This window comes from Streptomyces clavifer (assembly GCF_036345975.1).
In the GTDB taxonomy this organism is placed as follows: domain Bacteria; phylum Actinomycetota; class Actinomycetes; order Streptomycetales; family Streptomycetaceae; genus Streptomyces; species Streptomyces clavifer.
In genome coordinates this window covers 7222800-7236384 of the sequence record NZ_CP107793.1, presented here as the reverse complement: position 1 = coordinate 7236384, position 13585 = coordinate 7222800, and the positions used below count along the sequence as shown (strand labels likewise).

Genomic DNA, 13585 nt, shown 5'->3' with positions numbered 1-13585 from the left:
GCCCCACCCCCGGCGATCAGCGGCACCACCAGCACCCACGACGACTGCCTTGTCGCATTGATGGACACATATGCTTTTCCGTCAAGTTGCCCAGCAGCCACACAAAAGCTCCACACAGACCTCACTATGTGACACACGACGGATGCGTCGACGACCGGCGTCTCAGGGGGCGACGGCGTGGCATTGGGGGTGGGGCAGGCTCCGACAGGAGCCCGACCTCCCCTGCCCTGGGGAGGGGTTTCCACCGCATGAAGCGGACCATTCGCACCACCGCGCTCTTAGTGGGCACACTGATGGCAACGATCGGACTGCCGGCGGCCACGGCCCGGGCGGACGATCCGGCACCTCGCGTCGATCTGCGTGTGCTGGTCGTGAGCGACGGAGGGCCGTCGACCGAGGCCATCGCCGCCGAACTGGAGAACGCCGGAACGCCGTACACCGAGGTGGACCTGGCGGACACCGGCCGGGACGTGATCGACCCGGGCTTCCTCGCGGACACGGTCGACGGCCGACCGCGCGCCAAGTACCAGGCCGTCGTCCTGCCCAACGACAACCCGTTCCCGACGGGATCCGCCGAGATGGCAGCCCTCGTGGCGTACGAGCAGAAGTACTCGATCCCACAGGTCGACGCCTACACCTACGCGCGTCCACAGGTGGGGCTCAACGCGGCGGTCGGAACGGGATACGCCGGCAGCGTCGACGGGGTACGGGCCGAGGTGACCCAGGCCGGGAGGGCCGGGCCCTTCGGCTACCTGGAGGGAGCGGTCCCGTTCGAGGACAACTCCCCCACCGTGGGCGAGTCCTACGCCTACCTCTCGACGCCGGTGGCCGGCGCCGACTTCGTCCCGTACGTCCAGGCCGCCATCCCGGGCAGGCCGACGATGGGCTCCCTGGTGGGCGAGTACCGGCACGACGGGCGGCGCGAACTGGTCGTCACCTTCGTCTACAACCGGTACCAGCAGCAGTACCGGCTGCTGGCCCGGGGGATCGTGGAGTGGATGACCGGCGGGGTGCACCTCGGCGCCGACCGCAACTACTTCGCGGTCCACGTCGACGACGTCTTCGCCGCCGACGACCGCTGGGACTCGGCACTCAACTGCACGCCCGGCGACGTGGACTGCCAGCCGGGTGAGGGCACTCCGAACCCGATCCGCATGGTCCCGGCCGATGTCGACCACGCCACAAGTTGGCAGAACAGCCGCGAATTCACCCTCGACTTCGCCTACAACGCCTCCGGCACGGTGGACCACCGCGAGGACAACGGCGGCCAGGACTCCCTCGCCGACAAGCTGGTGGCCGAGCGCGACCAGTTCCGATGGATCAACCACACCTACACCCACGGCTTCCTGGGCTGCGTGCAGAACACCGCCGTGGTGCCCTGGACGTGCGCGAGGAACGCGGACGGCTCCACCCGGTGGGTCAGCCGGAACGAGATCGCCGACGAGATCGCGACGAACGAGGCGTGGGGCGAATCGGCCGGACTCCCGCTCCAGAGTTCGGAGTTGGTCACCGGGGAGCACTCCGGCCTGAAGGTGACACCGCAGCAGCCGGAGGACAACCCGAACTTGGGGCCCGCCCTCGCCGACACGGGCATCGAGTGGCTGGGCTCGGACAACTCACGTGACCCCGTCCAGCGCAAGGTCGGCACCGCCACGACCGTCTCCCGCTACCCGATGAACGTCTTCTACAACGCCGGGCGGGCCGCCGAACAGGTCGACGAGTACAACTGGATCTACACGGCCCGCGCCCAGGGCGGCAGCGGTATCTGCGAGGACAACCCCGCCACCTCCACCTGCCTGGCCGCGCCGCTGGACACCGCCACCGGCTACACCGAGCACATCGTGCCGCTGGAGACCCGGATCGCGCTGACGCACGTCCTCACCAATGACCCCAAGCCCCACTTCATCCACCAGTCGAACCTCGCCGAGGACCGCATCGCCTATCCGGTGCTCGACGGTGTGCTCGGCGCCTACGACGCCCTGTACACCGATGACACACCCGTGGTGAATCTCCGCATGAAGGACATCGGCGTCGAGATGCAGCGCCGGGCCCTCTGGCGGGCCGCCCTCGACGCGGACCAGGTCACCGCCTACCGGATCGGCGACCGCGTGACCGTGCGGACGCCTGTCGGAGTGGCACTCACGGCCACCATGCCCACCGGTACGCAGCACGACGGCACGGGCTTCGGGGCCGCCTACGCCGGCTCGCTCTCCGGCTGGGCCTCGGCCGACGGCCTGCCGTACACCCTGGACCTCCCCGCGTCCGCCGGTGCGCCGGCCGCAGCGGTCGAGCCGGGCGGCACGCCCGCCCCGACGTCCGCCGCACCCCGGACCGACGTGCCGGCCGGCGTCGAGCAGCAGGTCCCCTACGGCGCGGAGCGCTGACAGGCGTACGTCCTTCCTGTCCCGGCCGCCGGTGCGGCGGCCGGGCCGGGCCCGCGACCGCCGGGCCCGGCACATCCCCACTCCCCGGCCGTGGAGCACCTTGATGCACTTTCCCCACGCCGCGCGACACCCCGGCGTGTCGCGTGTCACCCTGCTCACCGAAGGCACCTACCCGCACAGTCACGGCGGTGTGAGCGTCTGGTGCGACCAACTCGTCACCGGCATGCCCGACATCGCCTTCGACGTCACCGCCGTCACCGGCACCGGCCGCGAGCCGGTCGTCTGGGACGTCCCGGCCCACGTCGGCCGCATCGTCTCCGTCCCCATGTGGGGTCCCGCCCCGGAGGGGCGCGCCCCGCGCGGGCACCACCTCGCGCGGCTCGCCGAGTCCTACGAGCGGTTCGTGACCGCACTGCTCGACCCGCGCGCCGAGGACGGCTTCGGCCCTGCCCTGTACGCGCTCGCGCGGGCCGCCGAGGACGGCCGGCTCAGTCCGTTCCTGCGCGGGGACCGGGCCATCGGCATCCTGACCGCCCTGTGGAACCGGCCCGGGCTCGCGGTCCGCGAGGCCCGGCCGAACCTCCAGGACGCGGTGACCGCGACCACGCTGCTGGAGCACGCGCTGCGGCCTCTGGCCGCGCCGCTCCCCGAGGGGGGTGTGGCACACGCGGTCAGCGGCGGGGTGGCGGTCCTGCCGGGCCTCGCCGCGCTCGACCGGCACGGTGTGCCGCTGCTGCTCACCGAGCACGGCGTCTACCTGCGCGAGCGCTACCTCGGATACCGGACCGCTCCCTACAGGTGGCCCGTGAAGGCGCTCGTGCTGGGCTTCTTCCGGCTGCTGGCCGAGGAGACGTACCGGCGGGCCGCCCTGATCACCCCGGGCAACCGCTACAACCGGCTCTGGGAGGAGCGCGGCGGTGCGGCGCCGGACGCGATCCGGACGGTCTACAACGGGGTGGACCCCGCCGCGTTCCCGCCCGCCGGCCCCGAACCGGCCGACCCCGTGCTCAGCTGGGCCGGCCGGGTCGACCCGATCAAGGACCTGGAGACCCTGATCCGTGCGTTCGCCCTCGTACGGGCACGGGTTCCCGCCGCACGGCTGCGCCTGTTCGGCGGCACGCCGCGCGGCGGGGAGGCGTACCGGGACCGGTGCCAGGCACTGGCCGCGGAGCTGGGCCACGCCGACGCGGTCACCTTCGAGGGACGGGTCGAGGACATCAAGGACGCCTACGCGGCGGGCAACGTCGTGATGCTCTCCAGTATCAGCGAGGGTTTCCCCTTCACCCTGATCGAGGCCATGTCCTGCGGGCGGGTGACCGTCTCCACCGATGTGGGCGGCGTCCGGGAGGCCGTCGGCGACACCGGCCTCGTGGTGCCGCCCCGCGATCCGGCCGCGATGGCCGCCGCGGCGCTGGAGCTGCTGGCCGACGCCGAGCGGCGCCGGACGATGGGCGAGGCGGCCCGGCTCAGGGTGATCGAGCAGTTCACCCTGCGGCAGACCATCGACACCTTCCGCTCCATCTACCTGGAGCTGGCGGTGTCCGGCGGCCGGAGCACGCCCGCGGCCGCCGAGGAACGCGCGCCGGCCATGGCGGGCGGGTCACCGGTGAGGAGCGCGGCCGGATGAGCGGACCCATGTCGCTGGAGCCGGGCGGCGCGGAGCAGGACACTCTGGCCCTGCGCCTCGCCGACGACCGTACTCTCGCGCTGCGCGTCACCGGCCGGCACGCGCCGTCCCTGGTCCTGCCCGGCCACGGGGCGCGCCGCGACGCTGTGGACGGGCTCGCCGCCGAACTGGCCGACAGCATCGCGCCCGCGGTCCACCCCTACGAGGTCGCCGCCCTGCTGGAGTCCGAGGGCCTCACCGGCGAGATGATCCAGCAGAAGTACGGGCACGCCGACCTGTTCTCGCTGGCGACGGCGTTGTACCAGCGCATACCGCGGACGTTCCCGGAACCGCCGCGGCCCGCCGATCCCTGGCGGCCGGACCATCTGCGCTGCGCCGTGCGAGGGCTGCTCTTCGCACTGCCCGGCCTCGCCTACGCGCTCGCCGGGCGACTGCTCCCGACGGACGGCACCGTGCGGGCCCTGGTGGTGGCCGGGCTGATCTCCTGGGCCTGGAACCAGGCACTGGGCCACCGGGCCTACGTACGTCTGGCGAGCGGGCGCCTGGAGGCGGGCCGCACCCTGGCGAAGGGAGCGCCGCTGGGCGCTGCCGCGGCGACCGCCGCCGGAGCCGCGCTCTCGGGTCCGGGCGTGACCGCCCTGGCCGTCGTGGCCCAGTCGGCGTACCTCGCGGCGGCCGGTGTGCTGCTCGTACTGGGCCGTGAGCGGCTCCTGCTGGCGGTCCTCGTGCCGGTCACCGCCGGCGGTGCGGCGCTTCTGTGGTGGGAACCGGGGACGGTGCTCCGGGCCGGTCTGCCGCTGCTGTCTCTCCTCGGCACGGTCGCCGCGGCCGGGTGGGCGCTGCGGGACACCCGCACGGCCGCGGCGGCGCCCGGTGCCACACGTCCGGGCCTGTGGCCGTCGCTGCCGTACGGGCTGTTCGGACTGGCCGCCGGGTCACTGGTGTTCCTGGCGGGCCGGGACCATCCCTGGGGGGTGATCGTGCTGACCCTGAGCATGGGGCCGGCCGAGTGGCTGCTGTACCGCTACCGCGGGCTGTCGGTGGCGGCTCTGCGGTCCACGAGGACACCCCGGGGGTTCCGGGCCCGTTCCGCGGTCGTTCTCGCCGGCTGCCTGCTGGTGTACCTCGGCCCGATCGCGCCGGCGGCGCTGCTCGTGGGCGCCGATCCCGTCACCCTTCTGCTGCTCGCCGGCGCGCTGTGGATCTCCCTGCTGCTGCAGGCCTTCGGCACCGCTTGGCCGCCGGCGGCCCTGTGTCTCACCGCGGCGGTGTTCGCCGGCGCGGTGATGCTGACCGGCGCCCCACCGGGCGCCGCGGCGCTGCCGCTGTGCTGCGGCGGAGCCGTGCTCTGCCTCACCGCGGTGGCCGTACGGCAGCTGGGCCGCCCTGCCGCCCACGGCTGACGCCGCTCCACCGACCGCACACGTCCCACCCGCACAGTCATCCGTCGTCCCGGGCCGCCCAAGGCCCGCACCGCCCACCGGAAGGACACCACCTTGACCGCCCCACCGCTCGCCGCCGTCACCGGAGCCGAGGGCTTCATCGGTTCCCACCTCACCGAGGCGCTCGTTGCCTCCGGGCACCGGGTGAGGGCCATGGCGCAGTACAACTCCTTCTCGTCGTACGGCTGGCTGGAGACCCTCTCCCCCGATGTCCTGGACCAGGTCGAGATCGTCCTGGGCGACGTCCGGGACCCCGGCTCCGTCCGCCACCTGGTCGAAGGCGCCGACAGCGTCTACCACCTGGCCGCCCTCATCGCCATCCCGTACTCCTACCGGGCGCCCCACAGCTACGTGGACACCAACGTCACCGGCACACTGAACGTGCTGGAGGCGGTACGGGCCGCGGGCACACCCCGGCTGGTGCACACCTCCACCAGCGAGACGTACGGCACCGCGCAGACCGTGCCGATCACCGAGGACCACCCCATCAACACCCAGTCGCCCTATGCCGCTTCGAAGGCGGGCGGGGACCGGCTGGCCGACAGCTACCACGCCAGTTTCGACACCCCGGTGGTGACGCTGCGGCCGTTCAACACCTTCGGGCCGCGGCAGTCCATGCGTGCCGTGATCCCGACCGTCATCGGCCAGGTCGCGGCCGGGGAGCGGACCATAACCCTGGGCGACCTGCGTCCCACCCGAGACTTCACCTTCGTCAAGGACACGGCTCAGGCGTTCCTGGCGGTCGGCTCCGCACCCGCCGAGCAGGTCGTGGGCCGCACCTTCAACGCCGGGACCGGCGGCGAGATCTCCGTCGGTGACCTGGTCACCCTCATCGGCAAGGTGATGGAGACCGCGCTCGACGTCCGCGAGGACACGCAGCGGCTGCGGCCCGCCAACTCCGAGGTGATGCGGCTGGTCGCGGACGCGGACCGGCTGCGCGCGGCGACCGGCTGGAGTCCGGCGCACGACCTGGAGGAGGGCCTCGCGCACACCGTGGAGTTCTTCCGGGAGCCGGCCAACCTCGCCCGCTACAAGACCGGCATCTACAACATCTGACCACATCGGGCACGTCGAGCAAGGGGGAAGACCATGTACGCAGTGATCATGGCCGGAGGCAAGGGCGTCCGGCTGCGGCCCTACACCACGGCACTGCCCAAGCCGCTGGTGCCCATCGGCGACCAGCACGCAATCCTCGAGATCGTCCTGCGTCAGCTCGCCTCGGCCGGCTTCACCGGCGTCACCATCGCCATAGGCCACCTCGGCGAGATCATCCGGGCCTACGTCGGCGACGGCTCCCAGTGGGGGCTGGAAGTCGACTACGCCACCGAGGAGTCCCCCCTGGGGACGATGGGCCCGCTGCTCACGATGCGGGAGCGGCTGCCGGAACACTTCCTCGTGATGAACGGGGACATCCTCACGGACCTCGACTACGCCGACGTCCTGCGCCGCCACCAGGCTTCCGAAGCACCTCTGACGATCGCCACGTACGCGCGCCAGGTACGCATCGACTTCGGGGTGCTGACCACCGACGCGAGCAAGGTCGTCGGTTTCACCGAGAAGCCGAGCATGGACTACCGCGTTTCCATGGGGGTCTACGGACTGACCCGGGCCACACTCGACGGGTACACCCCCGGACTGCCACTGGGCTTCGACGAGTTGGTGCTGGACCTGCTGGGTTCCGGCAACCCGCCGCATGCCTACGATTTCGACGGCTACTGGCTGGACATCGGCCGTCCCGACGACTACGACCGTGCCAACGCGGAGTTCACCAGCCGCAAGTCCCTGCTACTCAAGGGAGCCTGAGCACCGCATGCGCATTCTCGTTCTGGGTTCCACCGGCTATCTGGGGGCCCACGTCGCCGAGCGGCTCGGCGTCCTCCGGGGCGCGCGGGTCCTCGGCGGCGGCCGGTCCCCCGCCGCCGACGTCCCCCTCGACCTCGCCACCGACTCCACCGACCGGCTCGCGAAGACCCTGGCGTCGGTGGCGCCGGACGCCGTGGTCAACTGCGCCGGCGCGACCGGAGGCAGCGCGGTGACACTGGCGGAGGCCAACGCCCGGGGACCGGCCGTGCTCTGCGCGGCGATGGCCCTGGCCTGCCCCGCAGCCCGGCTGGTCCATCTCGGTTCGGCTGCCGAGTACGGCCCGGGGGCCGGCCGGGTCCCGACGCCGGAGTCGGCGGCCACCCGCCCGCTCACCGCCTACGGGGCCACGAAACTGGCCGGCACGGTCACCGTCACGACCTCCGCCCTGGACGCACTCGTCCTGCGGGTCGGGAACCCGGTGGGACCCGGGGCGCCACCCGCCGGGCTGCCCGGACGGGTCACCCGGCTGCTGCGGGAGGCGGGTTCGGACCCGGACGCGGTACTCCGCCTCGGGGACCTGTCGGCGTACCGCGACTTCGTCGACGCACGCGATGTGGCACGGGCGGTGGAGCGGGCGGTGACCGCGCCCGGTCCACTCCCCCGCGTGCTCAACATCAGCGGCGGCGACGCCGTACCGGTGCGCCACCTGGTGCGCACGCTCGCGGACCTCGCGGCCTTTCGCGGCCGCATCGAGGAACAGGGTGCCGGCTCCGCCCGCTCGGAGCAGGTCTCCTGGCAGTGCTCCGACGTCTCAGCCGCCCGGACGGCCCTCGACTGGAGCCCCTCGTACACGCTCCGGGAGTCGCTGGCGGCACTGTGGTCGGCCGGCGCCCACCCCCCGTTCCCACGCGAGGAAGGCGAACTGCCGTCGTGAGCCTGCTGATCCCGCTGTACGTCCACCCGACCGTGGACCCGGGGGCCTGGCACCGGCTCATCGCGGCAGCCGACCGCACCTACGCGGTCGTGCTCAATCCCGCGGACGGACCGGGCGGCAGCCCCGATCCCGCCTTCGTCTCCGCAGCGGGCGCACTGCGCGGAGCGGGCGCCCGGCTGCTCGGCTACGTGGATACCGACTACGGCACCCGGCCCGCCGCGGACGTCACCGCCGATGCCGCCCGGCACCGGGAGTGGTACGCGACCGACGGCCTCTTCCTGGACCGGGTCAGCGCGGCCGAGGACGCCCTGCCCGCCTACCGGAAGCTGGTCCGGGCCCTGCGGGGGCAGGGTGCCTCCCCCGTGGTCATCAACCCGGGCGTGTACCCGGCGCCCGGCTACGCCCGGATCGCCGATCTCGTAGTCACCTTCGAGGGCCCCTGGTCCACCTACGTGTCGGCGTTCAGCAGGCCTGACTGGACGGCGCGCCATGCACCCGACCGCTTCTGCCATCTGGTGTACGGCGTGCCCGAGGCACTGGCCCCGCTGGCCGTGCGCACCGCTCACGAGCGTGGCGCCGCCGTGTCCGGCCCGGTCACCGGTGAACCACCCAACCCGTGGTCCCGGCTGACACCGGTACTGAGCGGAGCGGAGCGGTGAGGCGAAGGGCTCGGGCGTGGACGGCCCTGCTGACCGTGCTGGCGGTCTCGGCGACGCCCGCACTGACCGGCTGTACCGATACGGGCGGCAGCCGGGACTCGGCGGCGGACGGGCCGCGGCAGGAGCGGTGGCAGCCCGGACCGGGGCTGGCCTGGCAGTGGCAGCTCGACGGGAAGGTCGACGCCGCGGCAGCAGACGTGCCGGTCTACGACATCGACGGCTTCGAGAACGACGCCGCGGACGTCGCCCGGCTCCACCGCGACGGCCGCAAGGTGATCTGCTACATCAACGTGGGCGCCTGGGAGGACTACCGGCCCGACGCGGACGCGTTCCCCCGCTCGGTGCTGGGCGGGCCGAACGGCTGGCAGGGCGAACGCTGGCTCGACATCCGCCGGATCTCCCTGCTGCGGCCGATCATGGAACGGCGGTTCGACATGTGCCGGGAGAAGGGGTTCGACGCGGTGGAGCCCGACCTGGTGGAGGGGTACGCCGACGACACCGGCTTCCCGCTCACCGCGCGGGACCAGCTGAAGTACAACCGCATGATCGCCGACATCGCCCACGAACGCGGCCTGGCGGTGGGCCTCAAGAACGACCTGCCGCAGATCCCGCACCTGGTGGACGTCTTCGACTTCGCGGTCAACGAGCAGTGCGCGCAGTACGGCGAGTGCGCGCGGCTCACGCCGTTCATCGAGGCCGGCAAGGCGGTCTTTCACGTCGAGTACACCGAGCCGACTCACCGGTTCTGCCCGGAGTCCCGCCGGCTGGGTCTCTCCTCCATGCGCAAGAAGTGGGAGCTGGGGACCTGGCGCAGGGCCTGCTGAACGGGCGGGTCCGGGGCTCGACGGCGCTCGGACACCGGACGAGTCGCTCCGATGGGCCTTGGTCCCGTCGGGTCGGCCTGCGTACGCGGGAGCAGGGCCGAAGGCTGGTCCCCAGCCGCTCATCCAGCTCCGGCCGCGAGGGATCGGTCCCGACGCGATACGCACCCCGGCGGGGCCAGGACCGGCGCCATGTCGGACCCGGGCGCGAGGCCCGGGCGCGGCGTCATGTTCGGGCTTTGTTCGCGAACACCCACCGGTTCCCCGCCAGGGCGTCGTTCTCCTCGGGCAATGGGCCGCGGCCGTGCCGACGGGTGAAGTCGTAGGGGGTGTGGACCGATGTGGACCAGCCCCTGCTCGTCAGATCGGCGTCGGAGTCGGGCCGCGGTTCCCTGTCGAACAGGTTGAGCAGGTCGATGCCGATCTGCTCTGTCGTCGAGGTGTAGAGAGGGCTGTCGCGGTATTCCAGCAGGTCCTTGTCGAGCTTGACCTCGTAGGCCAAGGCGCTCCCTTCGGTGCTCAGTCGGTCCACCCTGTCGATGAGGGACGTCTCGGCGTCGGGCGGCAGGTAGAACAGCAACCCCTCGGCCAGCCAGACACTCGGTGCGGCCCGGTCGAAGCCGGCATCGGCGAGTGCTCCGACCCAGTCGGCGCGGAGATCGATGGGAAGGGGTACGCGCACGGCCCTCGGGGTGGCCGACAGACCGTCGAGCACCTTCTGTTTGAACGCCAGGACTCCTTCCCTGTCGACCTCGTAGACCACGCATCCGGGAGGCCACTCGAGCCGGAAGGCCCGTGAGTCCAACCCTGCTCCGAGCAGCACGACTTGGCGGGCGCCATCCGTGGACACCGACTGGAGGAGGAAGTCGTCGAGGACCCTCGTACGCAGTCCGAAGTAGCGTGCGAATCGTCCCCACAAGGGGTTCGCGTCGCCGTCCGGTACCTGGTGCATGCGGACCGGCCAGCCGGCGGACGCCGGTGCGGCGCGCACGAAGTGCTCCGCATAGACGTCCCGGGCCAGGGCGTCGTGACGGTAGGTCTCGATCGCCCGTGCGGCGGCGACCAGGAGAGCGGTCACCCCTACACCTCCTTCCACGCCTTCCACGCCGGTGTTGCGATGCGTTGTGCCGACCACGTTTCCTCCGTTGGCGAGTGGGGACCGGGCTCCGTCGGACGACGGGCGGTGCGGGTCGGTGCGGGTCGATGCGGGCCGATGCGGGCCGGTGCGGGCCGGTGCGGGCCGGTGCGGGCCGGTGCGGGCCGGTGCGGGCCGGTGCGGGCCGGTGCGGGCCGGTGCGGGCCGGTGCGGGCCGGTGCGGGCCGGTGCGGGCCGGTGCGGGCCGGTGCGGGCCGGTGCGGGAAGGCGGAGGGCGTCGTACGTCTCCGTCACCCGCTCCTCCCCTCCGGGATCACGACGGGTTTGACCACGCGGCCGGCTTCGCAGTCGTGTTCGGCCTCGTTGATGTCGGCGAGCGGATAGGTGCGGATCAGCTCGTCGAAGGGAAACCGCCCGGCCTGCCACAGCCCGATCAGGCGCGGGATCAGCAGTCCCGGTACCGCGTCCCCCTCGCAGATGTGGGAGATCCTCCTGCCTCGGTCCAGCGCTCCCGGTTCGAGCGGCAACGTGGTGTGCAGCCGTGCCACCAGACCGAGATGCCCGGTCGGGCGCAGAGCCAGGAGTGCGTCGTTGATCAGCCGGGCCGAGGCCGTGGTGTCCAGCGCGTAGCACGCGCCGCCGTCGGTCAGTCGCCTGATGCGGCCGGGCAGGTCGGGTGTGGTGGCGTACAGCGGAGTCGCGCCGAATCGTTCGGCAAGAGCCAGACGCTCGGGGTGCCGGTCGACGGCCACGGTCTTCGCCCCGGAGGCTGTGGCCGCCATCACTGCGGCCAGGCCCACCGCTCCTGCGCCGAGGACGGCGAGGGTGTCGCCGGGCCCGGCGGCGAAGGAGTTGAGGACCGCTCCGGCACCGGTGAGGAAGCCGCAGCCGAGCGGTCCGAGCAGTTCGACGGGCAGCGTGGGATCGACCCGCACGGCGTTGCGGGCGGGGACGAGCGCGTACTCGGCGAACGAGGACTGGGCGAACCACCGGGGGGCCAGTTCGTCGCCGGCCAGGTCGGTCAGCCGCGCGGCGTTCTCCGTACGCCCTCCGAAGAGGTTGAGCGAGGCGAAGGAGTCGCAGTAGCCGGGGGCCGCGGCCAGGCAGTTCCGGCAGTGGCCGCAGGAGTCGAAGCTCAGCACGACGTGGTCACCCCTGCTGAGGCCGGTGTGCGGGTCGCCCGTCTCCACCACGACACCGGCGCCTTCGTGCCCGAGGACCGCCGGCAGCGGGGAGCGCCCCGCAGAGTGCCGGACCGCGAGATCGGTCCGGCACACCCCGCAGCCTGCGATCCTGACCAGGATCTCGCCGTCGGCCGGTCCTGTGTGCAGGAGGACCTCCTCCAGGGCGAACCGGCCTTCGTACGAACGCAGTACCGCTGCGCCGAATCTCATCGTCACACCTCCTGCGGGCGGTGCACGACGAAGGGTCTGAGGTTGCCGTAGAGCCCCCATGGCCCGCCCGCGACGCCGACCCCGCTGTCCTTGGCGCCGGCGAAGGGCTGGGCGAGGGACAGTTCGGCGTGGTGGTTGATCCATGCCGTTCCGCACTCCAGCCGGTCGGCCACCTCCCCGGCCCGGTCGAGGTCGGTCCCCCACACCGAGCCGCCCAGTCCGAAGCCGGTGTCGTTGGCTGCCTCGACGGCTTCGTCGAGGTGGCCGTACGGCAGCACCGGCAGGACGGGGCCGAACTGTTCCTGTGTCACCACCGGGCTCCGGGCGGGGACATCCGCCAGGATCGTCGGGGCGAAGAAGTAGCCCGGCCGGTCCAGCCGGTGCCCCCCGGCCACGGCTCGGGCGCCGTCTGCCAGTGCCTGGGCGGTGTAGCGCTCCACCCTGGCCAGTTGGGGGGCGTTGTTGACGGGACCCAGCTGCGTGCCGGGGTCGAGGCCGGCTCCGACGACGGCGGCCTTCGCACGCTGCGCGAGGGCCTCGACCACCTGGGAGTAGAGGCGGGCCGGTGCGTAGACACGCTTGACCGCCATGCAGACCTGCCCGCAGTTGCGGAACGCCGCCCAGAACAGCCGGTCGGCGATCTCTTCCACGTCCACGTCGTCCAGCAGGATGGCGGCGTCGTTGCCGCCCAGCTCCAGGGTGACGCGCGCGAGTGAGGCCGCCGCGCCCTCCGCGACGGCCCGTCCGGTGGAAATCGAACCGGTGAAGGTCACGTGTCGGATCCCCGGATGGGATGCGAGGCGGGCGCCGAGGGGCTCATGACCGGTGACGATCGTCAGTACGTCCTCGGGAAGGGCAGCGGAGAGGACGGATCCCAGCAGCCGTGTGGCGAGGGGGGTGAAGGGGGACGGCTTGAGCACCATCGTGTTGCCCGCGGCGAGCGCGGGCGCGAACTTGGCGGACGCGAGTTGGAGGGGGAAGTTCCACGGGACGATCGCGGCCACGGGCCCGAGGGGGCGCCAGCGGACCTCGCTGTGTACCGGCCTGCCGTCGGTGATGGGCTCCGGCTGCGGGGCCGTCTCGGCGAAGTAGCGGAGGCGGGCCGCCGTGCGGGCGATCTCCTGGTGCGACTCGGCCAGCGGTTTGCCCTGTTCACGGGTGAGCAGAGGGGCGATGTCCGCCCCGGCCGCCTCCACGGCGTCGGCTGCCGCGAGCAGTGCGGTGGTGCGGGCGGCGGGGTCGGCCCGCCAGTGGCGCCATGCCTCCTGGGCACGGCCGACGATGGCGTCCAGCTCGTCCGGACGCTGGTCGGGAGCCTCGCCGAAGGCCTCGCCGGTTGCCGGATCGAGGACGGCGAAACGCCCACCTGGGATCACGGGTGTGCCCGTGTGCTGTCGGACGTGCCCGGGCTGATGCGTGGCCATG

The 13585-nt window shown here is 72.5% G+C and carries 11 protein-coding genes; 8 read left to right on the top strand and 3 right to left on the bottom strand.

The window, feature by feature from the left end:
* Positions 1 to 248: 248 nt before the first annotated feature.
* From OG927_RS31315 to OG927_RS31280, 8 genes are all read left to right on the top strand, one after another.
* A complete protein-coding gene (locus tag OG927_RS31315; RefSeq protein WP_330321171.1) occupies positions 249 to 2384 on the top strand; it encodes a hypothetical protein in 2136 nt (711 codons plus the stop codon).
* Positions 2385 to 2487: 103 nt separating this feature from the next.
* Positions 2488 to 4011 carry a GT4 family glycosyltransferase PelF gene (pelF, locus tag OG927_RS31310; RefSeq protein WP_056799720.1) on the top strand — a complete coding sequence of 508 codons (1524 nt, stop codon included), beginning with the start codon at positions 2488 to 2490 and terminating at the stop codon, positions 4009 to 4011.
* Complete coding sequence (locus tag OG927_RS31305) at positions 4008 to 5414, top strand: hypothetical protein (RefSeq protein WP_330321170.1); 1407 nt, start codon at positions 4008 to 4010, stop codon at positions 5412 to 5414. Before pelF ends, OG927_RS31305 begins: the two co-directional genes overlap by 4 nt.
* Positions 5415 to 5507: 93 nt before the next feature.
* Positions 5508 to 6509 carry an SDR family NAD(P)-dependent oxidoreductase gene (locus OG927_RS31300; protein WP_056799726.1) on the top strand — a complete coding sequence of 334 codons (1002 nt, stop codon included), beginning with the start codon at positions 5508 to 5510 and terminating at the stop codon, positions 6507 to 6509.
* Between the two features lie 33 nt (positions 6510 to 6542).
* Positions 6543 to 7256: a nucleotidyltransferase family protein gene (locus OG927_RS31295; protein WP_056799730.1), complete on the top strand. Its 714-nt coding sequence runs from the start codon at positions 6543 to 6545 to the stop codon at positions 7254 to 7256.
* 7 nt (positions 7257 to 7263) lie between these two features.
* On the top strand, positions 7264 to 8190 hold the full coding sequence (locus OG927_RS31290; protein WP_056799733.1) for an NAD-dependent epimerase/dehydratase family protein: 927 nt from the start codon (positions 7264 to 7266) through the stop codon (positions 8188 to 8190).
* Complete coding sequence (locus OG927_RS31285) at positions 8187 to 8849, top strand: spherulation-specific family 4 protein (protein WP_056799736.1); 663 nt, start codon at positions 8187 to 8189, stop codon at positions 8847 to 8849. The genes OG927_RS31290 and OG927_RS31285 overlap by 4 nt, the downstream gene beginning before the upstream one ends.
* Positions 8846 to 9673: an endo alpha-1,4 polygalactosaminidase gene (locus OG927_RS31280; RefSeq protein ID WP_124280283.1), complete on the top strand. Its 828-nt coding sequence runs from the start codon at positions 8846 to 8848 to the stop codon at positions 9671 to 9673. The genes OG927_RS31285 and OG927_RS31280 overlap by 4 nt, the downstream gene beginning before the upstream one ends.
* A 223-nt stretch (positions 9674 to 9896) precedes the next feature.
* Here the strand turns inward: OG927_RS31280 and OG927_RS31275 are convergent, their stop codons facing one another.
* The 3 genes from OG927_RS31275 to OG927_RS31265 form a co-directional block, all read right to left on the bottom strand.
* Complete coding sequence (locus tag OG927_RS31275; RefSeq protein ID WP_124280284.1) at positions 9897 to 10805, bottom strand: class I SAM-dependent methyltransferase; 909 nt, start codon at positions 10803 to 10805, stop codon at positions 9897 to 9899.
* 251 nt (positions 10806 to 11056) lie between these two features.
* Positions 11057 to 12160: an NAD(P)-dependent alcohol dehydrogenase gene (locus tag OG927_RS31270; RefSeq protein ID WP_056799745.1), complete on the bottom strand. Its 1104-nt coding sequence runs from the start codon at positions 12158 to 12160 to the stop codon at positions 11057 to 11059.
* A gap of 2 nt (positions 12161 to 12162) precedes the next feature.
* Entirely contained in the window at positions 12163 to 13584 is a 1422-nt protein-coding gene (locus OG927_RS31265) for an aldehyde dehydrogenase family protein (protein WP_206431709.1), read from the bottom strand.
* Position 13585: the final 1 nt, after the last annotated feature.